Genomic DNA, 22,781 nt, shown 5'->3' on the forward strand with positions numbered 1-22,781 from the left:
GGGCCAGACGTATTTCACCGAGTCAGCATTCGATGACGTTTACCGCAAGGCCACCCCGGGACGTCTCCTTATATTTGCTTTTCATGTCGGCGCCGGTCTCCCGCATGGTCTTGATCGCTTTGTCCAGGGACACTTTGTGGCTGCCGTCCCCATGGAGGGACAGCCGCGCGGCGTTGATGGCTTTGACGCTGGCGATGGCGTTCCGTTCGATGCATGGAATCTGTACCAGGCCGCCTACGGGGTCGCAGGTCAGGCCGAGGTTGTGTTCGATCCCTACTTCGGCGGCGTTCTCCACCTGCTCGGGCGTTCCGCCGAGGACTTCGCACAGGCCTGCGGCCGCCATGGAGCAGGCCGAGCCCACCTCGCCCTGGCACCCAACCTCCGCACCGGAGATGGAGGCGTTGATCTTGAACAGAATTCCGACTGCGGCGGCGGCCAGCAGGAAACGAACCACGCCGTCGTCGTTGGCGCCGGGCACGAACTTCACGTAGTAATGCAACACCGCGGGGACGATGCCGGCCGCGCCGTTCGTAGGTGCGGTGACGATCCGGCCGCCAGCGGCATTTTCCTCGTTCACGGCCAGAGCGAACAGATTCACCCACTCCATCGCCCGGAGCGGGTCAGTCACTCCGGTGTCTGCCGTCAGGGTTTGGAACAACGACGGCGCCCGTCGCCTGACGTTAAGGCCGCCTGGAAGAATCCCTTCCGCGGCGCAACCGTTGTCCACACATTCGCGCATGACTGCCCAGAGTGCCAACAGTTTTTCCCGGAGTTCCGCTTCGCTGCGCCATGTGAGTTCGTTGGCGAGCATCACGTCGGAGATGGACATGCCCTCGCGCTTGCAGATCGCCAGGAGTTCGTCGGCGGTGGTGAAGGGGTAGGGGAGGACGGTGGAGTCCGCCACCACCCTGTCTTCGCCGCCGGCATCGCCGTCCACCACAAAGCCGCCGCCGATCGAGTAGAAACTCCGTTCGCTCAGCACCGCCCCGGCGTGGTCCAGGGCACGGAAGGTCATACCGTTGGGGTGGGCCGGGAGGGACTTGCGCCGGTGCAGCACCACGTCCTCGTCCCAGTTAAAGTCCACCCGGTGGTGGCCACCCACCAGGAGTTCGGCGTCGAGGGCCGCGGCAGCCACCAGGTCGTCCGCCGTTGCGGTGTCCACGGTTTCCGGGTCCAGTCCTTTGAAGCCCAGGACCACGGCCTTGTCCGAGCCATGGCCCCGCCCGGTGGCACCCAGCGAACCGAACAGCTCAGCCTGCACGCGCCTGGTGGCGCTCAGCAGCCCGTCGCCCTTGAGTCCGTCGGCGAAGAGCTTCGCCGCCCGCATCGGGCCCACCGTGTGCGACGACGAGGGCCCGATACCGACGGAGAAGAGGTCCAGGACGCTGAGTGCCACTTAGGGGACCTCTGGCGAGGCATACTCGCGCATTGCATCGAGGAGCCACCGGCCCAGGAAGTCTGCGAAGGAGGCGCGGGGGAAAAGCCGGAAGCTTTCCTCCCCGGTCTTCTGCAGCACCACCGGGATGTTGCCCACCTCGGTGTTCAGGGCGGTTCCCGGGGTGAAGCTGCGCGGGTGCAGGTCAAGGGCGCAGCCTTTTTCCAGGACGGCCCGGGCGCGGGGACCGGACAGTTCAAACGTGGTGCGGTTGGCGGACAGGTCCACCACCTGGCCGGGGGCGTCACCCAGCGCTTCGGTGAGGGACCCGAGGAGGTTGCCGCCCAGGGAGTCATGGGCCTCTTCGGGTGCAACCACCAGGAACTCCGCCGGTCCCAGCCAGAGGACGCTGACGCCGTCGGCGCCGCCCACGTGGCCGCAGCGTGCCGGCAAGCCGCCGGCAACAGCAGCGATCCGTGCCCCTTCCTCGGAGCGCGGGTCCACGCGGATCCCGGCCATGGTCTGGAAGGGGCCCTCGGCCAGGACAACCTTGCCCTGGACGGAGCCTGCCACCAGTGCCGGGGCCAGGTGGGAGGCGGGGCTCCGGCGGATGTCCCGGAGTCCATTGATGCCTTCGAGTGCTGCTGAATTAACCATCTTTGCGGGTCCCTTCGGGGTCAAAAAGTACGGTTTCTGCGACAACAACATCAACCAGTCGGTCGCCGGCTGCGGCCACCAGGGTCTCGCCGATGCGGTTGCGGCCATTCTTGATCAGTGCCAGCCCAAATGAGCGGCCCAGGGCGGCGCTGTGGTAGCTCGAGGTGACGAATCCCTCCATGGGGACTGGGCCGTAGGCGGGGCTGGTGCTGATGCCCTTTTCCACGAGCTGGGTGCCTTCGGGCAGCCGGATGGTGCCGTCCACGGGCAGGACGCTGACCAGGTGCTTGCGGTCCTCGCGCCGGGCATCGGCCCGGGCGTAGGAGCGCTTACCGATGAAGTCCTTTGCCTTGGAGACCACCCATTCCATGCCCGCATCCTGCGGGGTGACGGTGCCGTCGGTGTCCTGCCCGACGATCGGATAGCCCTTTTCGGCGCGGAGCACGTGCATGGTTTCGGTGCCGTAGGGGGTGATGTTGAATTCGGCGCCCGCCGCGGCCACGGCTTCCCAGGTGTTCAACCCGTACCAGGACGGCACGTTGATCTCGTAGGCCAGTTCGCCGGAGAAGGAGATCCGGCAGACCCTGGCCTGCACGCCTGAGGCGAGGGTGGTTTCGCGGAAGGTCATGAACGGGAAGGCGTCGGCTTCCAGCCCGCCGTCCTTGGCGAGTTCGGGGGCCACCTTGGCCAGGACCGCGCGGGATTTAGGCCCGACGACGGCAATGGTGGACCACTGTTCGGTCACCGAGGTGCAGTGCACGTCGAGCTCGGGCCACTCGGTCTGCAGCCATTCCTCCAGCCAGTCCAGCACCTTCGCGGCGCCGCCGGTGGTGGTGGTCATGAAGTAACGGTCATCGTCCAGGCGCAGGGTCACGCCGTCGTCGAAGATCATGCCGTCCGCCATACACATCACGCCGTAGCGGGCCGAACCCGGGGCGAGCTTCTTGAACGCGTTGGTGTAGATCCGGTTGAGGAACTCACCGGCATCCTTGCCGCGGATTTCGATCTTGCCGAGGGTGGTGGCATCCATGAACCCGACGGAGTCGCGGACGGCAGCGCATTCGCGCAGCACCGCCGCGTCCATGTCTTCCCCGGTCTGCGGGTAGTACCAGGGGCGCTTCCACTGCCCCACGTCCTCGAACAGTGCGCCCTGGGCCACGTGCCACGGGTTGATCGACGTGACGCGGGCGGGGTCGAACAGCTCGCCGCGCTGGCGTCCGGCCAGTGCTGCGAATGCCACCGGAGTGAACGGTGCCCGGTACGTGGTGGTGCCGATGTCGCCGATGCCGCGGGACGCTTCGCCAGCGCTCCGGAGCGCGGCGGCGATGACGCCGATCGCGTTGACGCCGGAGGTCTTGCCCTGGTCGTTGGCGGTGCTGATGGAGGTGTACCGCTTGATGTGCTCCACGGACCGCATGCCGGCACCGGTGGACCGCAGCACGTCAGCCACTGACTGGTCCCGCTGGAAGTCCACGAAGTGGTGGTGCCAGTCATCCGGGGTGCCGTCCTGGCCCGGTACCAGCCAGAGCTGGCGGGTCGGACCCGAAGCTTTCGGTTCGCCGAGGACTGACGGTTTGGTTTCCGACGCGAATCCCGCGGCGATGGCCGCGGCGGCGCCGGCGGAAATGCCCTCGGCAAGGACGTCGGCAAGTTCGAAGCTGCCGCGTCCGGAGCCGATGGTCTGCTGGTTCGGAACTATGGTGCTTGGCACGAAAGCGGCCAGTTCATCGTCCCAGCGCAGCTTGCCCTGCCGCTGGGAGTGGAGGTGCACCAGCGGGCTCCAGCCGCCGGAGACTGCCAGAAGGTCGCAGGCGATCTCTTCGACGCCGGAGGTGAGTTCGCCGTCGTCGTTGATGCTGCGGACGGTGACGGCGAACAGCCGGCCGTCATCGCCGGCCGCTGTGTTGGCAACGGCACTGCCGATCAGGACCCGGGTGCCGGATTCGACAGCGGCTGCTGCCACCTGCGTGAGGGCGGGGCGGGCGTCGACCACGGCCGCCACCTTGACGCCGGCGGCCCGCAGGTCCGCGGCGAGCGCGTAGGCGCTGTCGTTGGTGGTGCTGATGACCACGCGCTGGCCAGCGGCGACGGCGTAACGGTTGAGGTAGCTGCGGACGGCGGAGGCCAGCATTATGCCGGGACGGTCGTTGTTCTCGAAGACCAGGGGACGCTCGTGGGCGCCGGGGGCCAGCACCACCTGATTAGCACGTACGTGCCAAATCCGCTGCCGGGAAACGCCGGGCGCTGCCGGGCTGGACAGGTGGTCGGTGCGGTTTTGGACCGCAATGACGTAGTTGGCGTCGTAGGCGCCGAAAGCCGTAGTGCGGTTCAGGACCGTGGACTCGGCCCCGGAAACCAGTTCGGCTTCCACGTCGGCCACCCACTCCAGGGCCGGCTTGCCGTCGATGGTCTCGGCAAGGCCGGGGGCCGTGGACCCGGACAGGAGGGAGCCGCCCAGTTCGGGCTGGTCATCCATCAGGATCACGCGGGCGCCGGTGCGGACCGCTTCACGGGCCGCGGCCAGGCCGGCAGGGCCACCGCCGATGATCAGGACGTCGGTGTGGACGTACTTCTTGTCGTACTCCGCACGGTCATCTTCCGGGTCCAGCTTGCCCAGGCCGTTCAGCATGCCTGCGGCCAGGCCGTCCACCAGGGTGACGGTGGTGGCGGGAAGCATGGACTCGGCCACGTGGCCCGGGAACCTGGCTTCAACGCGGACCAGTGCGTTGGATTCCTCAACGCCGGCGGACATGATGCCGCGGGGGCGGTCCTCGTAGAGCGAGTTGCCGGCGGCGATCCGGCCGTTTGCGAGCAGGGCCGAGGCGAGTGTGTCGCCGGGGTGGCCGGTGAATTCCTCGCCGTCCACGGTGAATCGCCAGGAGATGGTGCGGTCGATGCGTCCGCCGGCGGCGAGGCGGGCGTTCTGGGAAGTCACTTGGTTGCTCCCTTCGGGGCGGTGGTGCTGGGAGATGAGGTGCTGGCGGCGATGCTTGTCGTGGCGGTGCTGGGCGCCGCGGTGCCGGTGGTGGTGCTGTCAGCGGCGAGGCTCGCAGTGCCGGATTCGGCGCCGGCCGGGACTGTCACGTCGGGCCGGGGTGTGCCCATCGGGTAGACGGCCTGGATGTCGTAGGTGACGGTGTCGCGGAGCATGTTGAACCACTGGCGGCATCCGGTGCTGTGCAGCCAACGCTCCGCGAAAATACCTTTGGTGTTTTCGCGGTAGAACAGGAACTGGGCCCATTCGCGGTCGTTCAGTTCGTTCGGGTTTTCCGGATAGGCCACGTGGGCCTGGCCGCCGTAGTGGAACTCGGTCTCGTCGCGGGAGCCGCAGTTGGGGCATGAAATGAGGAGCATGTCCGGACTCTCTTCTAGTGGGCCACGGCGGCTGCGCCGTGCTCGTCGATCAGGGCGCCGGTTTCGAACCGCTCCAGCGCAAACGGCTTGTTCAGTTCGTGCGGCGTTCCCGTGGCGATGGTGTGGGCAAAGGTGAGGCCCGCGGCCGGGGTGCCCTTGAAGCCGCCGGTGCCCCAGCCACAGTTCACGAACATGTTCTCCACCGGGGTGTTGCCCACGATGGGGGAGGCGTCCAGCGTCGTATCAACGATGCCGCCCCAGGTCCTGAGTACGTGCGCACGGGCAAAGATCGGGAAGAGCTCGACGGCGGCCGCCATCTGGTGCTCGATCACATGGAACGAGCCGCGCTGGCCGTAGCCGTTGTAGGAGTCCACTCCGGCGCCCATCACCAGTTCACCCTTGTGGGCCTGGGAGACGTAGACGTGCACGTGGTTCGACATGACCACGGTGGGGTGGACAGGTTCGTGCAGTTCGGAGACCAGTGCCTGGAGCGGGTGTGACTGGATGGGGAGCCGGAAGCCGGCCATTTCGGCCAGGACCGAGCTGTGCCCGGCGGCGCAAAGGCCCACCTTTTCGGTGTTGATGGTGCCGCGGTTGGTCTTGACGCCGGTGACCCGGTTACCGTCCTTGACGAAGCCGGTGACTTCGCAGTTCTGGATGATGTCCACGCCCAGTTCGTCGCACTTGCGGGCGAAGGCCCAGGCCACGTGGTCATGCTTGGCGATGCCTGCCCGCGGCTGGTACGTGGCGCCCATGACGGGGTAGCGGATGTCGTCGTTGATGTTCAGGATGGGGCAGAGTTCCTTGACCTGCTGCGGGTCCAGCCACTCGGCGTCCACTCCGTTGAGTTTGTTCGCGCCCACCCGCCGCATGCTTTCACGGACGTCACCCAGGGTGTGGGCGAGGTTCATCACACCGCGCTGGCTGAAGAGGAAGTCATATTCGAGCTCCTCCGGCAGGACTTCCCAGAGCTTGAGGGCGTGCTCATAGATAGCCGCGCTCTCGTCCCAGAGGTAGTTGGACCGGATGATGGTGGTGTTCCGGGCCATATTGCCGCCGGCCAGCCAGCCCTTTTCGAGGATGGCAATGTTGGTCATGCCGTGGTTTTTGGCCAGGAAGTAGGCCGTGGCCAGACCGTGCCCGCCGCCACCAACGATGACTGCGTCGTAGGAAGGCTTCGGGTCCGGGTTGTGCCAGAGGAATTCCGGGTGCTCCGGAAGCAGATCAGTCATCATGCCACCTCGTTCGCGTCAAAGGAGAGATTGGGGTAGAGCGGGAACTTTCCGGCTAGGATTTCAACCCGCTGCCGCAGTTCAGCCACAGCCTCGTCGCTGAACTCGCGCTTGAGTGCCGCGGCGATAATGTCCGCGACCTCGGCGAACTCTGCCTTCCCGAATCCACGCGTGGCCAGTGCCGGCGTGCCGATACGAAGGCCGGAAGAGATCATCGGCGGACGCGGGTCGAACGGCACGGCGTTGCGGTTGACCGTGATGCCGATCCGGTGGAGACGGTCTTCGCCCTGCTGGCCGTCCAGTTCCGAATTGCGCAGATCAACCAGGACCAGGTGCACGTCGGTGCCACCGCTGACGACGGTCACGCCGGACTCTGCAACATCGGCAGCCAGCATGCGTTCTGCGATGATGCGGGCGCCTTCCAGGGTGCGTTCCTGGCGGTCGCGGAACTCCGGCTCAGCGGCGAGTTTGAACGCCACCGCCTTCGCGGCAATGACGTGCTCCAGCGGGCCGCCCTGCTGTCCGGGGAACACCGCGGAATTGACCTTCTTGGCGATGTCGGCGTCGTTGGTCAGGATCACGCCACCGCGCGGACCCCCAAGGGTCTTGTGGGTGGTGCTTGTGACGATGTGGGCGTGAGGCACGGGGCTGGGGTGAAGCCCTGCGGCCACCAGGCCGGCGAAATGGGCCATGTCCACCATCAGGTAGGCGCCTACCAGGTCCGCGATACGGCGGAATTCGGCGAAGTCCAGCTGCCGCGAGTAGGCGGACCAGCCGGCCACGATGAGCTTCGGCTTGTTCTCAACGGCCAGGCGCTCAACCTCGGCCATGTCAATGGTATGGGTGACTTCGCCGACTCCGTACGGGACTACTTTGTAGAGCTTGCCGGAGAAGTTGATCTTCATGCCGTGGGTCAGGTGGCCACCGTGGGCGAGGTTCAGCCCCAGGATGGTGTCGCCGGGCTGGATCAGGGCGAACATCGCCGCGGCGTTGGCCTGGGCGCCGGAGTGGGGCTGCACATTGGCGAACTCGGAGCCGAACAATGACTTAAGACGGTCGATGGCCAGCTGCTCAACCACGTCAACGTGTTCGCAGCCGCCGTAGTAGCGCTTGCCCGGGTAGCCTTCGGCGTACTTGTTGGTCAGGACGGATCCTTGCGCCTCCATGACGGCGGTCGGCGCGAAGTTTTCGGAGGCGATCATTTCCAGCGTGCCCTGCTGGCGCAGGAGCTCCTGCTGAACGGCTGCGTGGATCGCAGGATCGGTCTCTGCGAGCGTACGGGTCAGAACGTCGACCATCTTTTCTCCTCTGCTATCTAATATCCTGTTGATATATTAGTTTCGTGACTCAAGTATGCTATTGAGTCAGGTGGGTGTCAACAGATTTTTCAAGCCATCCCAGAGGCGCCGGAAGCGCGGCTGGAGTGCCGCGCTTCCGGTGGAAAGTTTGCGAGGTCCGGCTTGGATCAGGTGAAGAGCGCCTTGCGGACGGCATCCTCGAAGCCACTGACGTGGCTCCTTGCCAGATCAGCGGCCCGTGCCTCATCGCCGTCAATCACTGCGCCGAGCAGGTCCAGGTGCTCATGCACGTGGCGGGAAAGATCGGGAAGGCGATCCAGAACCATGCACCAGATGCGGGTGGCGAGATTGTCGTACCGGATCAGCACGTCCTCGAGGTGGGGGTTGGCCGCAGCCGCGTAGATGCCCTGATGGACACGCGCATCAAGGCGCAGGGTTTCAACGACGGAGGCCGCATGGGTATCGAAGGATTCAACAGCCCGCATCACAGCCCGCAACTTCTCCCGCTGCCGTTCCGTGGCCACCCGGGCGGCACGGGACGCGGCGAGCGGCTCAAGCTGCGTCCGGATTTCTGAAATGAAAGCAAGGTCGGTCACCTCCACGCGGGTCGCAAAAGTGCCTCTGCGCGGATACGAAACCACCAGGCGGTCGAGCTCGAGCCGCTTCAAGGCTTCCCGCACCGGAGTCCGCCCCATGCCGAGATCCCTGGCGAGGTGGTCGTCGTTGAGAAGATCGCCGGGTTTGATCTCCAGCATGAGCAGCCGGTCGCGGATGCGCTCGTACGCCACGTCCGCCAACGACTTCTTGACTCCATCTGCCACGATCGCCAACGCTTCAACAGCCATAGCCCGGCCCCCTTTCCATTCACCAAATAGGCTATTGACCTCGCCCACTGACCAGTATACGCTGATTCCCAACCCTAATATATCAGTTGATGTTTTTGGAATATATCTAACTGAGGATACCCAAAGGAGGAGACATGACCCTTATGGCAACAGACTCATCAACCAGCACGCTCACTCAAACCGACCCCCGTGTGAAGGACAAGGCCCAGAAGTTCGTACTCACACTGTCGTGCGTCGAACGTGCCGGTATTGTCCAAGCAGTCACCACCTTTCTCTTCGAACGTGGCTTCAACATCGACGAGCACCAACAGTTCGACGACGGGCTCCGCGAGACGCTGCACCTGCGCACCGCATTCTCGGGTTCCCCCGAGTACACGCCGGAGCGGCTCCAGGCGGAGTTCAATTCCATCGCGGACCGCTTCGAGATGAAGTTCAGCTTCCATGACCAGACCAAACAGCGCGTTCTGGTCATGGTGTCCAAGTTCGGCCACTGCCTGAATGACCTGCTCTTCCGCTGGCGCGGCGGCAGCCTCGGCGGCGACATCGTCCTCGTGGTGTCCAATCATGAAACCCACCGGGCCATGGCCGAAGCCGCCGGCCTGCCCTTTGTCTACCTGCCCGTGACCCCGGAGACGAAGGCAGCCGCCGAACAGCGACTGCTGGACCTCGTCGACGAGCACAACATTGACCTCGTTGTGCTCGCCCGGTACATGCAGGTGCTCTCCGATGACCTCTGCCGCTCCCTTGAAGGCCGGGCCATCAACATCCACCACTCCTTCCTTCCTGGATTCAAGGGAGCGCGCCCGTACCACCAGGCGTACGACCGTGGCGTCAAACTGGTAGGTGCCACCGCCCACTACGTGACGGCTGAACTCGATGAAGGGCCAATCATCGAACAGGAAGTCATCCGGGTGGACCACAGCTACGGTCCCACCGCGCTGTCAACAGTCGGACAGGATGCGGAAGCGCTGGCACTGTCCCGCGCCGTGCGGTGGCACTGCGAACACCGTGTGTTGCTGGACCAAACCAGCACTGTCGTGTTCCGGTAAGCACGACCCCCACATCAGCAAAGACAACACACGAAAATCAGCAGGAGAAACCACATGGCTTCGACGCCAAGCATTGTCATTATTGGAGCGGGAATCGTCGGCACGAACCTGGCGGACGAACTCGTCGCGCGGGGTTGGAACAACATCACCGTCCTGGACCAGGGTCCCCTGAATATGCCTGGAGGCTCCACGTCGCACGCCCCCGGCCTCGTTTTCCAGACGAACCCTTCAAAGACCATGGCTGCCTTCGCCAAGTACACGGTTGAGAAGCTCCTGTCCCTGAGCGAAGACGGCGTCAGCTGCTTCAACCAGGTCGGCGGTCTGGAAGTTGCCACCACCGAGACCCGCCTCGCGGACCTGAAGCGGAAGCTGGGCTATGCCGCCGCGTGGGGCATCGACGGCAAGATCCTTTCCCGCGAGGAATGCAAGGAGCTCTACCCGCTCATCAATGAGGAAGACATCCTGGGTGGCCTCCATGTCCCTAGCGATGGTCTGGCCAACGCCGCCCGCGCCGTTCAGCTGCTCATCAAGCGCACGGAAGCCGCCGGGGTTAAGTACATCGGCAACACCGAGGTCACCGGAATCGAACAGTCCAACCGCCGGGTCACAGGAGTGCAGACCGCTGAAGGCGTCATCCCCGCGGACATCTTGGTTTCCTGCGCCGGCTTCTGGGGCGCCAAGATCGGCGAGATGATCGGAATGTCCGTCCCGCTCCTCCCGCTGGCCCACCAGTACGTCAAGACCACTGCCGTACCGGCACAGCAGGGCAAGAACGAACTGCCCAACGGCGCTTCGCTGCCCATCCTGCGCCACCAGGACCAGGACCTCTACTACCGCGAACACGGCGAGCGTTACGGCATTGGTTCCTACGCGCACCGCCCCATGCCCGTGGATCTTGACGAACTGGGCAGCTACGAGCCCAGCAGCATCAGCGAACACAACATGCCTTCGCGCCTGGACTTCACCCTGGAGGACTTCCTTCCTGCGTGGGAAGCCACCAAGCAACTGCTGCCGGCCCTCCGCGAAAGCGAGATCGAGGATGGCTTCAACGGCATCTTCTCCTTCACCCCGGACGGCGGCTCCCTGGTGGGCGAATCGAAGGAAGTGGACGGCTTCTATGTGGCTGAGGCCGTGTGGGTGACCCACTCCGCCGGCATTGCCCGCGCCGTTGCGGAACTGCTGACCACCGGCAAGTCCAGCATTGATCTTGGTGACTGCGACATCCACCGCTTCGAAGAGGTCCAGCTGACTCCCGAATACGTCAGCGAAACGTCCCAGCAGAACTTTGTGGAAATCTACGACGTCCTGCACCCGCTGCAGCCAAAGCTCTCTCCGCGGAATCTGCGCGTCAGCCCGTTCCACGCCCGCCACAAGCAGCTGGGCGGCTACTTCCTGGAGGGCGCCGGATGGGAACGTCCGTACTGGTTCGAAGCCAACGCTGAACTGCTCAAGGAGATGCCTGACGAATGGCAGCCGCCGGCACGTGACGCCTGGTCCGGGATGTTCAGCTCGCCCATCGCCGCCGCCGAAGCCTGGAAGACCCGCACCGCGGTGGCTATGTACGACATGACCCCGCTCAAGCGCCTCGAGGTCTCCGGCCCCGGAGCACTGAAGCTGCTGCAGGAGCTGACTACCGCCGACATGACCAAGAAGCCGGGGGCCGTCACCTACACCCTCCTGCTGGACCACGCCGGCGGGATCCGAAGCGATATCACCGTGGCCCGCCTGAGCGAAGACACCTTCCAGCTCGGCGCCAATGGAAACATCGACACGGCCTACTTTGAGCGGGCCGCACGCCACCAGACGGAAAACGGAACCGCCAGCGACTGGGTCCAGGTGCGCGACACCACCGGCGGGACATGCTGCATCGGCTTGTGGGGACCCCTCGCCCGGGACCTGATCAGCACGGTCAGCAGCGACGACTTCTCCAACGACGGCCTCCGCTACTTTCGGGCCAAGAAGGTTGTCATCGGCGGCGTCACTGTCACCGCAATGCGGCTGTCCTACGTCGGCGAGCTGGGCTGGGAACTGTACACCAGCGCGGACAACGGCCAGCGCCTGTGGGACGCACTGTGGAAGGCAGGGCAGCCGTTCGGCGTGATCGCTGCCGGCCGCGCCGCGTTCAGCTCACTGCGCCTGGAAAAGGGCTACCGTTCGTGGGGCACCGACATGACCACCGAGCACGACCCGCTGGAAGCGGGACTCGGTTTCGCCGTGAAGATGACCAAGGAAAACTTCGTCGGCAAGGCAGCACTGGAAGGCCGGACCGAGGAAAACTCCGCCCGCCGCCTTCGCTGCCTGACGGTCGACGACGGCCGCAGCATCGTGCTGGGCAAGGAACCTGTCTTCTACAAGGACCAGGCAGTTGGCTACGTCACCAGCGCCGCTTATGGCTACACCGTCGCCAAGCCAATTGCCTACGCGTACCTGCCCGCCGCCGTCTCTGTTGGTGACTCGGTTGAAATCGAGTACTTTGGCCGGCGCATCCAGGCCACGGTCACAGCGGATCCGCTGTACGACCCCACCATGTCACGGCTCCGCGGCTAACAGCCGCCGACCATTCACAGGCATGCGGCCCGGACTCATTTCCTCGCAACCAGAGTCCGGGCCGCGGCCCGTCCCATGCCCCAGGCCAGTCGACTAGAGCTTCAGCCCCAGGAAGACACATGATCAGTTCAGAAACAATAAACGGCTACCTCGCCAGGCTTGCCTCGCGTGAACCCACCCCAGGCGGCGGCGCAGCCGCGGCTCTCCACGCCGCCCAGGGGGCGGCACTTGTGGCCATGGTGGCCAGGTACACCACCGGCACGAAATACGAACAGCACGCCGAACTCGTCGCCAGGATCATCAGCAGCGCCGACGGCCTGGTGGCCCAGGCCCTGCGCCTCGCGGACGCCGACCAGCACGCGTTCCAAGGCGTCATTGATGCGTACAAGCTCCCGGCCGGTACCGACGACCTCAAGGCTGCACGGACAGCGTCCATCCAGGACGCGCTCGTCGAGGCCGCAACAACGCCGGCACAACTGATCCTCGTGGCCGGCGCCGTTGTGGATCTTGCCACGGAACTATTCGAGGTAGCCAACGCCAACGTGATCAGCGACGTCGCCGCCGCCGTCGACGCAGCCCGGGCAGCCGCCACCACTGCACGGGTAAACATCGACATCAATGTGGTGGCCATCAAGGACACCGAAACACGTTCCCGGCTGGCTGCCCAGACCGATGGCCTCGAGGAAAAGGTCATCCTGGCAGCCGACTCGCTCGCGAAGCGCGTACGCGAAAGGATTCTCGGTTGAGCACCACACTCCTCTCCGGACGAAACCTGGCGAAGCTGATTCAGCAGAAGGCCAACGACGAAGCCCGGAACCTCGAGACTGATGGCCTGCGCCCCACCCTTGCAGTGGTTGTGGCCACCGATGACGGCTCCACGCTCTGGTATGTGCGGTCCATCGAACGGGCTGCAGAAAGCGCGGGCATCAATTGCCGGATCGTGGACCTGGGCCACGACGCGACAGGACAGGTTCTGGCCTCAGTCCTGAAGGACCTCAGCGCCGAGCCGACCGTCAACGGCATCATCCTGCAGACGCCATTGCCTCCCGGCGTTGACGCAGATGCGCTGGTGGGGCACATCGCCCCCGAGAAGGACATCGATGGCGCGAACCCTCTGAGCCTTGGCCGGCTGGCTGTGGGCCAGCCCTCGTTCGCCCCTGCCACGGCACGGGCCGTCACCGAGATCCTGGACCACTTCGACATCCCGGTGGCGGGCCGGAACGTCGTCGTGATTGGACGCTCCGCCGTCGTCGGAAAACCGCTGTCCCTGCTGCTGCTGGAACGCGACGCCACCGTCACCGTCTGCCACTCCCGCTCAGGGGCGCTGGAGAAATACACCAAGACGGCCGACGTCGTGGTGGTCGCCGCCGGGCGTACCGGCCTCCTGAACGGCGGCCACATTTCCTCCGGGGCTGTTGTGATCGACGTCGGCACCAACGTCCTGTCCGACGGTTCCCTCGTGGGGGATGTGGACGAAGCCAGCGTCCGGGGTATCGCCGGGGCGCTGACACCAGTTCCGGGTGGCGTCGGCTCCGTCACCACGTCCCTGCTTCTCCTGCACACCACCGAGGCCGCGCGGGAACAGTCGCGTGCCTTGGTCCGGGGAACCGCCGGGTGATCCACGGCAGGCTCCCCGGCTTCGCTTAGGACCGGTTGTTGTCTTCGCGCCCGTGCAGATCCATGCGATCTGAACGGGCGCGAAGGCCGTGTCCTGCCAGGGGGCTACAGGACGGCCCTGATGAGGTTCTCAAAGTCCGTCACATGCTTGGTGGTCAGCCGCGCAGCAGCTTCGGAATCCCCGTCCGCGATGCACTCGAGCAGCTCAATGTGCTGGGCAATATGCTCGGAAACCGGAGGAAGTTTCTCCAGCACAAGGCTCCAGATGCGCGTCGCGAGGTTGTCGTACCGGATCAGGACATCCTCAAGATGCCGGCTCCCTGTGGCCCGGTAGATCATCCGGTGGACCCGCATGTCCAGGCGCATCAGGTCCCGCTGGGAGTGCGTTCTTGGCAGGAGCTGGCCCACTTCCGTGGCAAATTCCCTGATCTCCCGCCGGAGCTGCGGCGACGCCATCCGGGCTGCCCGTGCGGCGGCCGCAGGCTCCAGAAGCTGCCGGATTTCGGAGATTTCAGCCAGATCCGTGATGTCCACCCCTGCGGCGAAGGTTCCCCGGCGGGGATACGCCACCACCAGATGGTCGCTCTCAAGGCGCTTCATGGCTTCCCGGATGGGCGTCCTCCCCACTCCGAGCCGCCTGGAAATCACTTCGTCATTCAATGGTTCGCCAGGCTTGATGTCCAAAACGATCAGTTCGTCACAGAGCACCCTGTAGGCGAAGTCGGCGAAGGACTCGTCCTCCTGCCTCGCTGGCAGGAAGGGCCCCCCAATATCCGACGGTAGTTCTCCACCGCTTGCCATTTTCAAGTCTCCTCCCGATGCACGGCTGAGCCTTGACGCGAAGGCCTCGTGTACATAGTATTCCTAGAACTGATATATCAATATTCCATCTAAAAAATGTCAACCCTAACGGAGAGCAATGAGCACAGAAGCTGTTGCAAGGATACGGCTGGAAGTGGTTCCGTCCGCCGATCTGCTCACGCGTCTCCCAGCAGCCTTTGACACCACGGGGTCCGTCAGCGTGACGTGCCTCCCGCACCACGGGCCTGCACGGACCGTAGCGGCGTCCGTGCATCTGGCGAGCCTGGGTTACCACACCGTTCCCCATCTCGCCGCCCGCAGCATCACGGGCGAGGCAGAACTCCATTCGCTGCTGCTGCAACTGCAGAACGCTGGCGTCTCGGAACTGTTTATTGTTGCCGGTGACCGGCGCACGCCCGCCGGCCCCTACAGCTGGAGTGGAGAACTCCTTGAGGCGGTCAACGCCTATTCACCCGACTTCTCCATAGGCATTGCCGGTTATCCGGAAGGCCACCCGCAGCTCAGCCAGGAACAACTCAGCAGCAGCCTCCTCACGAAAGCGCCTTTGGCGTCCTCCATGGTCACGCAGATGTGCTTTTCCGCCGAGGCAATCAGCCGGTACCTCCGGTCAATCCGCACGAGCGGCATCGAGCTGCCCGTGTGGGTTGGAGTCCCCGGCCCGGTCTCCATCAGGAAACTGGTCTCCCTGGGAGCACGCCTCGGCGTCGGCCGCTCCCTCAAGCTCGCCCGCGGGACAGGGATGGCGGGAGCCCTCTGGCGGCGGGACGACTTCCTGAGCTACGACAGCGGACGCCTGATCCGCGAGGTCCACCAGGAATTGGCGGGCGATCCCCTCTTTGCCGGATTCCATGTCTACACCTTCAACGACCTCGGCAGCATGCCTGGCCTCCTGGATGATCTGCGTACACTGCAGCCGTCCGCCATACTGGCCCCAGGCAGCACCTCCATTCCATTGTTTCCTGCCAAGATCTGAAGGGAAGATCACATGGCTTCAAAAGCCCCCAAGCAGAACATCGACGAGTCAAAACTGACCGTGACGAAGCCCAAAACGACGGCCGTCGGCCTTCCGGCTGTTGCGAACGCGTTGAAAATTTCCCTTGAGCAGATGGGCCCGCTGCGCAGCATCCAGACACTCATGGCAGTCAACCAGGTTGACGGCTTTGACTGCATGGGCTGCGCCTGGCCTGAACACGAAAAGCGCAATGCTGCGGAATTCTGCGAGAACGGCGCCAAGGCAGTGGCTGAAGAAGGCACGCGCCGCCGCGTCACGCCCGAATTCTTCGCACAACACTCCATTGCGGACCTGAAGACGCGTGACGACTACTGGCTGGGTCAACAGGGCCGGCTGACGCATCCGATGCTCCTCGCGGAAGGGGCAACCCACTACAAGCCCATCGAGTGGGACGACGCTTATGCGCTGATCGCCCAGGAAATCAGGGACATGGAGCACCCCGACCAGTCGGTCTTCTACACCTCCGGGCGGACATCGAACGAGGCAGCCTTCGCCTACCAGCTCCTCGTTCGCGGCATCGGGACGAACAATCTGCCCGACTGCTCCAACATGTGCCACGAATCCTCCGGCTCGGCCCTGGTCGAAACCATCGGCATCGGCAAAGGCTCCGTCAGCCTCACGGACCTTGAAACGGCGTCGCTGATTTTCGTGGCGGGGCAGAACCCCGGCACGAACCACCCGCGGATGCTCAGCGCGCTGGAGAAGGCGAAGAAGAACGGCGCCGTCATCATCTCCGTGAATCCGCTGCCCGAGGCCGGGCTCCTGCGGTTCGAGAATCCGCAGAACATTTCCGGCATGGTGGTAGGCACACAACTGACCGATGACTTCCTCCAGATCCGCGCCGGCGGCGATCAGGCGCTCTTCCAGGGGCTTGGCAAATACCTTCTCGAAGCCGAAGCCCAGGGGCGCAAGACCCCCGGCCTCTCCACCGTGCTGGACCATGAGTTCATCAAGGACCACACCGTTGGCATCGACGACTACTTGCGCTACCTCGAAAAGGCGGAATGGGACGACATCGTCGAAGCCACGGGGCTGACACTGGAACAGATCAGGTCCACAGGCGAGCGCCTCCTGGCCTCGAGCGCCACGATCGTCTGCTGGGCCATGGGCCTGACCCAGCACAAGCACTCGGTTCCCACCCTCCGCGACGTGGTCAACGTCCTGCTTCTGCAGGGAAACATCGGCAAGCCCGGAGCCGGCGTCTGCCCCGTCCGCGGCCACTCCAACGTCCAGGGCGACCGGACCATGGGCATCTTCGAGAAAATGCCGGAGAACTTCCACGACCGGCTTGACCACGAGTTCGAATTCCGCTCCCCCCGGGCGCATGGCTTCGACACCGTGGCCGCCATCCGCGCCATGCGGGACGGCAAGGTCCGCGTCTTCATCGGCATGGGCGGCAACTTCGTGCGGGCAGCCCCCGATTCCGAGGTCACGGAACAGGCGCTGGCCAACACCCGTCTGACGGTACAGATCTCCACGAAACTGAACCATTCCCACGTATCGACGGGTCGTCGTGCGCTGATTCTTCCGACTCTCGGACGTACGGAGCGGGACACCCAGCGCACCGGCGACCAGAGGGTGACCGTGGAGGATTCCATGAGCGCGGTCCATGCCTCCCGCGGACGGCTTAAGCCCGCCAGCGAGCACCTGCATTCCGAAGTGGCCATTGTCTGCAACATCGCCCACAAAATCTTCACCGGCAGCGACAACCTCCCGCTGCCCAATACCCCTAAAGCCGACTGGCTCGCCATGAGGGACGACTACTCCGTCATCAGGAAACACATCGAAGCTGTCCTCAGCGGCTTCGAGAATTTCGAGGAGCGGATCAAGAATCCTGGTGGGTTCGTCCTTCCCCACCCGCCCCGGGACGCCAGGAAGTTCGATACCGCTTCGGGCAAGGCGCACTTCACAGGCAACGAACTGGAATTCATCAGGGTCCCCGCGGGACGGCTCGTCCTTCAGACCCTGCGCTCCCACGACCAGTACAACACCACCATCTATGGCAAGGACGACCGTTACCGCGGCATCCACGGCGGGCGCCGCGTCGTCATGATCAACGCCGACGACATTACTGAGCTGGGGTTCACGGACGGGGATATGGTCCATCTCATCTCCGAATTCCAGGGGACCGAACGACGGGCCGAAAACTTCCGCATCGTGTCATACTCGACGCCCAAGGGGTGCGCGGCGGCCTACTACCCGGAAACCAACGTCCTCGTGCCGCTCGACTCCGTCGCCGACACCAGCGGCACGCCGACCTCCAAGTCCGTTATCGTGCGGCTTGAGCGGGCCGAAGCGTGAGCTCCGTCCTGACGACCGAAGCGACCGTCACCCAGGGTGTGGACGGGCCAAGGGTGGAGCGGGCTGTCCGCGAATACCTTCTGGCCATCGGGGAGGACCCCGAAAGGCCGGGACTGGCGGACACCCCGGCCCGTGTAGCCCGCGCCGCCGCGGAGATTTTCGGCGGGCTCCATGAGGATCCCCTTGCCGTCCTGGACAGGACATTCGACCTCGGCCACGGTGAAATGGTCATCGTGAAGGACATCCCGTTCTATTCCACCTGCGAGCATCACCTGGTGCCGTTCCATGGCGTGGCGCACGTAGGCTACATCCCGTCCGCTGAGGGACTCGTGACCGGCCTCAGCAAGCTTGCCAGGCTGGTGGACGTCTTTGCGCGAAGGCCACAGGTCCAGGAGAGGCTCACCACCCAGGTCGTGGACGCACTTGTTACCTCGCTGCGGCCTCTGGGGGCAATTGTGGTGATCGAGTGCGAGCACCTGTGCATGTCAATGCGGGGCGTCCGCAAGCCCGGGGCAAAGACCATCACGTCCGCAGTCCGCGGTGAACTGCGCCTGCCGGCCGCCCGGGCCGAGGCACTGAGCCTCATCCACGGTCGATAGGAAATCTCGCCCGGCATCCCACTGACAGCCTTCGTCCCTGCGAAGAATGAGCTGTCCCGTTCCTGTAAATGGTGCTTCGGTGGCCTGAAACCTGGGGAGGTATCCTCATCGAAGCACCGCTTTCGGGCAACGGGGCAGCACCGGCAGTGGCCGGACAGTACAAGGGCGTTTTTTCGCATACGGGGCCCGGCATGATGCGTGGACTGGCTTGGGCCGACGGCGTCATGGCCGTTCCCCCTGCTGGAGTCCAGTCCGGCGAGCCCGTTTCCGTGCTCCGCTTCCCCTGGACGCAGGCCAACGAAACAATCCTTTCCACCACCAACCGAGCACGGAGCAGCGCATGGCCCGCATGACACAGCGCCGCAGGATCCACCGCTTCCAGCTGGACGGTTCCGGCGCCGAATACCCGGTGCGGTTCAAGGAGGACATACTTGCCGCTGAGGAGCCCTTGGAAATCACCATCGGCGGCCGCTCCTTCGCTGTCACCACGAGGACCCCGGGGGACGATTTTGACCTGTTTTGCCTTGCGGCGCCTGACGCCGATTGACGGCTTGGCGGGAGTGTCGGTCTAGGATGATTCAAGATGAGCCGGAAGGTTAACTCGAACCTCCCTCCGGGCTCGCACACCCTGCATGGACGACGACACGAGGCATGATGGCCGCACGCTATGACCCGGACCAGGACGCAGATGCGCAGGCCGGAGGTGTCCAATCGGTGGACCGCGCCCTCCAGATCCTGGAAATCCTGGCCCGCGAAGGCGACGCCGGCGTCAGTGAAATCGCCGAGGAGATGGGCATACACAAGTCCACCGTGTCCAGGCTGATGGGATCCTTGGTCGGGCGCGAGCTGGTCCGGCAGAACAGCGAACGCGGAAAGTACCAGCTGGGATTTGGCATCCTGCGCCTGGCATCGTCCATCCCGGGCAGGTTGAGCGTGGTTCACGAAGCCAGGGAGGTCCTCGAAAGCCTCGCAGCGGCCTATAAGGAAACGGTCAACCTGGCCGTGCTGCGATCGAATTTTGCCGTGAACGTGGACCAGGCAATGGGACCCTCGACGCTGGCCACGTATGACTGGGTGGGGAGCCTGACACCGCTGCACGCCACGTCGAGTGGAAAAGTGCTGCTCGCCGCCCTGACTGCCGACGAAAGGGACGCGATCCTTAAGAGGATCGGCCTGCCTGCCCGCACGCCTCGTACCATCACCAACCGTTCAGAGCTGGAAAAACAGCTGCTGGACGTCGCCCGCAATGGCTATGCCGTGGTTCATGAGGAGTTCGAGATCGGGCTGACGGCGGTTGCGGTACCGATCTACAACCACCTCGGCAACGTCATCGCCGCGGTGAGTATTTCCGGCCCCGCCTTCCGGTTCACGCCGGAAGAGCAGCCCGGGCTTATCGACGGCCTTAAGGATGCAGGCCTGCGCATCAGCACAAAAATGGGCTATAGACGCCGGTAGGACCCGCCTGACAGGCCAGGCCCACCAATCCTCATGGGGTGTCTAGTAGGGCTTAGGTGTGTTTTGTCTGCTTATTCTTCGATCCAGTCGTTCGCCGCAAGTGTGACTGTAGGCGTCTCCGGATCCTTGCCCTTCAACCGCTTCATGCGCAACAGAAAGCGCGATATGCAACAGCGTGACGGATCCCGTGCTGCATGTCAAGCTTCCGGGAAATCAGCCGAAACCCTTGACATCCGTTAGCAGCAGGCGCAATCTGTTGCTTAGTGCGATTGCCGTTGAGCCATGCGGAACGATCCCGTCCTAACCCATCTGGCGCGAACTCAATCGCCTCAACATCAAAGAGGTGCCCTATGCAGCATGCCTGCCCGCTCCGCGAACTCGCCCCCGGGGAGGCACTAGTGCTTGATACTGCCCCGTCAATCGCTGTCTTCCACACCTAAGCCGGCGAGATCTCGGCCATCGACGACACGTGCACACCACGATGTCTCACTGGCTGACGGCTGCGTAGAGGGCCGCTGGGTCGAGTGCCCCCTTCACATATCGACGAGGCCCCCAACCTTCCGGCCTGATTCCCGAGGGCCATGTTTTGCCCGTAGGCCCATGCCTCACCGATCAAAGGACCGTTCATGGCTCTAAATAGTGATCTAAAATCCCATACACCCGAGGAGATGCCTGCCGGGAACGCTTTGGCAGTAACTCCCCGCAACGTAGACACCAATCCTGCTGTCCTCGATCCGGAGGACGGCGCCGCAGAACCACTGCCGGACATCGAAGAGTACGAACAGATCCTCGAAGAGCTTCGTACTGCCAAGACCGAGCAGGCCGTCTCCCTGCGCCGGAACCACTCGCTCACCCTCGACAAAGTCACCTTCGGGATCACCGGCGCCATCGCCATCGCCTTCGTGATCTGGGGCTTTGCCGGCCGGGACAGCCTCGCCTCGTCCTCCACGGTTGCCCTGAACTGGGTCATGGAATACACCGGCTGGCTCTTCATGGTCCTGGCGTCCCTGTTCGTCGTGTTCGTCCTGTGGCTGGCCCTGGGCAAATTCGGCAACATCCCGCTGGGCAAGGACGGCGAGAAACCCGAATTCCGCACCGTCTCCTGGGTCGCGATGATGTTCGCCGCCGGCATGGGCATCGGACTGATGTTCTACGGTGTAGCCGAACCGCTCTACCACTACATCTCTCCCCCGCCCGGCACCGTGGACGGCCGCACCCCCGCAGCCATCCAGACCGCCATGGCCACCTCGATCTTCCACTGGACCCTGCACCCCTGGGCCATGTACGCAGTGGTCGGCATCGCCATGGCCTACGGCACCTACCGCCTCGGCCGCCGGCAACTGGTCTCCGCAGCCTTCACCTCACTCTTCGGCATCCGGATGGTGGAAGGCCCGCTCGGGAAGTTCATCAACATCCTGGCCATTTTCGCCACCCTCTTTGGCACAGCCGCTTCCCTGGGCCTCGGCGCCCTGCAGATCGGCAGCGGCATGACCTCCAACGGCTGGTTCGGCGAAGTCGGCACTCCCGTGCTCGTGGGAATCGTCGCCGTCCTGACCTTCTGCTTCGTCGCCTCGGCCGTCTCCGGCATCAGCCGCGGCATCCAGTGGCTCTCCAACATCAACATGGTCCTGGCCGTCGTCCTCGCACTCATCGTCTTCATTGCCGGCCCGACCCTGTTCATCCTCAACCTGCTCCCCTCCGCCGTCGGCGACTACGCCCGCGACCTGGCCGAGATGTCATCCCGGACCGAAGCAGTCGGCGATGAAGCCCTCCGAAGCTGGATGACCAGCTGGACCATCTTCTACTGGGCCTGGTGGATCTCCTGGACACCCTTCGTCGGCATGTTCATTGCCCGCATCAGCCGCGGCCGCACCATCCGCCAGTTCGTCACCGGCGTGCTGCTGGTCCCCAGCGTCGTCAGCGTCATCTGGTTCGGCATCTTCGGCGGAGCCGCCTTCCGCGTCCAGCAGGAAGCCGATAAAGCAGGCACGCCCGGACTCGTAACAACAACCGACGGAGTATCCTCCGTCAACTTCGACGGCGCACTCTTCGACCTCGTCAAAAACCTTGGCATGCCCGGCTGGCTCACCGCCGCCGTCATCGTGCTCGCCATGGTCCTGGTCGCGATCTTCTTCGTCACCGGCGCCGACGCCGCCTCCATCGTGATGGGATCACTCAGCTCCAACGGCGCCGAACACCCCCGCCGCGGAGTCGTAATCTTCTGGGGCAGCCTCACCGGCGCCGTGGCAGCAGTCATGCTGCTCGCCGGCGGCGACGAACCCTCCCAAGCCCTGGCCGGCCTGCAACGCATCACCATCGTCGCAGCGCTACCGTTCATCATCGTCATGCTCCTGCTCTGCTTTGCCCTCGCCAAGGACCTGCGCCGCGATCCCCTCTCCCTCCGACGGCGCCTGGCCACATCCGTCGTCGAACGGGCCATCAAAACCGGCGTGGAACAACACGGCGGCATCCAATTCGACCTCGTCACAAAACACGACTGCGCCGATACCTGCCCGGACCCCGACTCCCACCACGGCGGCACCCACACCGGCAGCATCCCCACCATCCAGACCCGACAAACAGACCAGCACCACACCTAAACCCCACCCCCAGCAACA

General features: G+C 64.3%; 18 protein-coding genes and 1 pseudogene. 11 read left to right on the forward strand and 8 right to left on the reverse strand.

Annotated elements, in window-relative coordinates; translation table 11 throughout:
• Nucleotides 1–22 precede the first annotated feature (22 nt).
• From NFC73_RS08495 to NFC73_RS08525, 7 genes are all read right to left on the reverse strand, one after another.
• A complete protein-coding gene (locus NFC73_RS08495; protein WP_254749263.1) occupies nucleotides 23–1,396 on the reverse strand; it encodes an L-serine ammonia-lyase in 1,374 nt (457 codons plus the stop codon).
• On the reverse strand, nucleotides 1,397–2,032 hold the full coding sequence (locus NFC73_RS08500; protein WP_254749265.1) for a sarcosine oxidase subunit gamma: 636 nt from the start codon (nucleotides 2,030–2,032) through the stop codon (nucleotides 1,397–1,399).
• Nucleotides 2,025–4,967, reverse strand: coding sequence for a sarcosine oxidase subunit alpha family protein (locus NFC73_RS08505; RefSeq protein ID WP_254749267.1), 2,943 nt, complete (start codon nucleotides 4,965–4,967; stop codon nucleotides 2,025–2,027). Before NFC73_RS08505 ends, NFC73_RS08500 begins: the two co-directional genes overlap by 8 nt.
• Nucleotides 4,964–5,386, reverse strand: a complete 423-nt coding sequence (locus NFC73_RS08510; protein ID WP_254749269.1) for a sarcosine oxidase subunit delta — start codon at nucleotides 5,384–5,386, stop codon at nucleotides 4,964–4,966. The genes NFC73_RS08505 and NFC73_RS08510 overlap by 4 nt, the downstream gene beginning before the upstream one ends.
• A gap of 14 nt (nucleotides 5,387–5,400) precedes the next feature.
• Nucleotides 5,401–6,621 (reverse strand): sarcosine oxidase subunit beta family protein, encoded by a 1,221-nt coding sequence (locus NFC73_RS08515; RefSeq protein ID WP_254749271.1) that lies wholly within the window; start codon nucleotides 6,619–6,621, stop codon nucleotides 5,401–5,403.
• A complete protein-coding gene (gene glyA / locus NFC73_RS08520; RefSeq protein WP_254749273.1) occupies nucleotides 6,618–7,916 on the reverse strand; it encodes a serine hydroxymethyltransferase in 1,299 nt (432 codons plus the stop codon). The genes NFC73_RS08515 and glyA overlap by 4 nt, the downstream gene beginning before the upstream one ends.
• Nucleotides 7,917–8,083: 167 nt before the next feature.
• Nucleotides 8,084–8,761 (reverse strand): GntR family transcriptional regulator, encoded by a 678-nt coding sequence (locus NFC73_RS08525; RefSeq protein WP_254749301.1) that lies wholly within the window; start codon nucleotides 8,759–8,761, stop codon nucleotides 8,084–8,086.
• 134 nt (nucleotides 8,762–8,895) lie between these two features.
• On the opposite strand from NFC73_RS08525, the gene purU reads away from it, so the two are divergent.
• The 4 genes from purU (at nucleotide 8,896) to NFC73_RS08545 (ending at nucleotide 13,975) form a co-directional block, all read left to right on the forward strand.
• Nucleotides 8,896–9,810: a formyltetrahydrofolate deformylase gene (gene purU, locus NFC73_RS08530; protein WP_254749303.1), complete on the forward strand. Its 915-nt coding sequence runs from the start codon at nucleotides 8,896–8,898 to the stop codon at nucleotides 9,808–9,810.
• Nucleotides 9,811–9,864: 54 nt separating this feature from the next.
• Complete coding sequence (locus NFC73_RS08535; RefSeq protein ID WP_254749305.1) at nucleotides 9,865–12,357, forward strand: GcvT family protein; 2,493 nt, start codon at nucleotides 9,865–9,867, stop codon at nucleotides 12,355–12,357.
• Nucleotides 12,358–12,476: 119 nt separating this feature from the next.
• Entirely contained in the window at nucleotides 12,477–13,103 is a 627-nt protein-coding gene (locus tag NFC73_RS08540) for a cyclodeaminase/cyclohydrolase family protein (protein ID WP_254749307.1), read from the forward strand.
• Complete coding sequence (locus NFC73_RS08545; RefSeq protein ID WP_254749309.1) at nucleotides 13,100–13,975, forward strand: bifunctional 5,10-methylenetetrahydrofolate dehydrogenase/5,10-methenyltetrahydrofolate cyclohydrolase; 876 nt, start codon at nucleotides 13,100–13,102, stop codon at nucleotides 13,973–13,975. The genes NFC73_RS08540 and NFC73_RS08545 overlap by 4 nt, the downstream gene beginning before the upstream one ends.
• Before the next feature lie 104 nt (nucleotides 13,976–14,079).
• Here the strand turns inward: NFC73_RS08545 and NFC73_RS08550 are convergent, their stop codons facing one another.
• A complete protein-coding gene (locus NFC73_RS08550) occupies nucleotides 14,080–14,775 on the reverse strand; it encodes a GntR family transcriptional regulator (RefSeq protein WP_254749311.1) in 696 nt (231 codons plus the stop codon).
• A 118-nt stretch (nucleotides 14,776–14,893) separates the two neighbouring features.
• On the opposite strand from NFC73_RS08550, the gene NFC73_RS08555 reads away from it, so the two are divergent.
• The 7 genes and pseudogenes from NFC73_RS08555 (at nucleotide 14,894) to NFC73_RS08585 (ending at nucleotide 22,763) form a co-directional block, all read left to right on the forward strand.
• Nucleotides 14,894–15,769: a methylenetetrahydrofolate reductase gene (locus NFC73_RS08555; RefSeq protein WP_254749313.1), complete on the forward strand. Its 876-nt coding sequence runs from the start codon at nucleotides 14,894–14,896 to the stop codon at nucleotides 15,767–15,769.
• Nucleotides 15,770–15,781: 12 nt separating this feature from the next.
• Complete coding sequence (locus NFC73_RS08560; protein WP_254749315.1) at nucleotides 15,782–18,109, forward strand: FdhF/YdeP family oxidoreductase; 2,328 nt, start codon at nucleotides 15,782–15,784, stop codon at nucleotides 18,107–18,109.
• Nucleotides 18,106–18,708, forward strand: coding sequence for a GTP cyclohydrolase I FolE (gene folE / locus NFC73_RS08565; RefSeq protein ID WP_254749317.1), 603 nt, complete (start codon nucleotides 18,106–18,108; stop codon nucleotides 18,706–18,708). Before NFC73_RS08560 ends, folE begins: the two co-directional genes overlap by 4 nt.
• A 194-nt stretch (nucleotides 18,709–18,902) precedes the next feature.
• Nucleotides 18,903–19,061, forward strand: coding sequence for a hypothetical protein (locus tag NFC73_RS08570; protein WP_372494613.1), 159 nt, complete (start codon nucleotides 18,903–18,905; stop codon nucleotides 19,059–19,061).
• A pseudogene (locus NFC73_RS08575) lies at nucleotides 19,049–19,225 on the forward strand (formate dehydrogenase accessory sulfurtransferase FdhD); the annotation flags it as partial. The gene NFC73_RS08570 and the pseudogene NFC73_RS08575, both read left to right, overlap by 13 nt.
• A gap of 137 nt (nucleotides 19,226–19,362) precedes the next feature.
• Entirely contained in the window at nucleotides 19,363–20,163 is an 801-nt protein-coding gene (locus NFC73_RS08580; protein WP_254749473.1) for an IclR family transcriptional regulator, read from the forward strand.
• A 668-nt stretch (nucleotides 20,164–20,831) separates the two neighbouring features.
• Entirely contained in the window at nucleotides 20,832–22,763 is a 1,932-nt protein-coding gene (locus NFC73_RS08585) for a BCCT family transporter (protein WP_372494614.1), read from the forward strand.
• Nucleotides 22,764–22,781 lie beyond the last annotated feature (18 nt).

Origin of the sequence: Pseudarthrobacter humi, from assembly GCF_024294965.1 — a bacterium.
Taxonomy (GTDB): Bacteria; Actinomycetota; Actinomycetes; order Actinomycetales; family Micrococcaceae; genus Arthrobacter; species Arthrobacter humi.

Coding starts and splice junctions, on each gene's coding strand:
- NFC73_RS08500 (WP_254749265.1), bottom strand. CDS start 2,032: ATGGTTAATTCAGCAGCACTCGAAGGCATCAATGGACTCCGGGACATC.
- NFC73_RS08510 (WP_254749269.1), bottom strand. CDS start 5,386: ATGCTCCTCATTTCATGCCCCAACTGCGGCTCCCGCGACGAGACCGAG.
- NFC73_RS08515 (WP_254749271.1), bottom strand. CDS start 6,621: ATGATGACTGATCTGCTTCCGGAGCACCCGGAATTCCTCTGGCACAAC.
- glyA (WP_254749273.1), bottom strand. CDS start 7,916: ATGGTCGACGTTCTGACCCGTACGCTCGCAGAGACCGATCCTGCGATC.
- NFC73_RS08525 (WP_254749301.1), bottom strand. CDS start 8,761: ATGGCTGTTGAAGCGTTGGCGATCGTGGCAGATGGAGTCAAGAAGTCG.
- purU (WP_254749303.1), top strand. CDS start 8,896: ATGACCCTTATGGCAACAGACTCATCAACCAGCACGCTCACTCAAACC.
- NFC73_RS08535 (WP_254749305.1), top strand. CDS start 9,865: ATGGCTTCGACGCCAAGCATTGTCATTATTGGAGCGGGAATCGTCGGC.
- NFC73_RS08540 (WP_254749307.1), top strand. CDS start 12,477: ATGATCAGTTCAGAAACAATAAACGGCTACCTCGCCAGGCTTGCCTCG.
- NFC73_RS08550 (WP_254749311.1), bottom strand. CDS start 14,775: ATGGCAAGCGGTGGAGAACTACCGTCGGATATTGGGGGGCCCTTCCTG.
- NFC73_RS08555 (WP_254749313.1), top strand. CDS start 14,894: ATGAGCACAGAAGCTGTTGCAAGGATACGGCTGGAAGTGGTTCCGTCC.
- NFC73_RS08560 (WP_254749315.1), top strand. CDS start 15,782: ATGGCTTCAAAAGCCCCCAAGCAGAACATCGACGAGTCAAAACTGACC.
- NFC73_RS08570 (WP_372494613.1), top strand. CDS start 18,903: ATGCGTGGACTGGCTTGGGCCGACGGCGTCATGGCCGTTCCCCCTGCT.
- NFC73_RS08580 (WP_254749473.1), top strand. CDS start 19,363: ATGGCCGCACGCTATGACCCGGACCAGGACGCAGATGCGCAGGCCGGA.
- NFC73_RS08585 (WP_372494614.1), top strand. CDS start 20,832: ATGCCTGCCGGGAACGCTTTGGCAGTAACTCCCCGCAACGTAGACACC.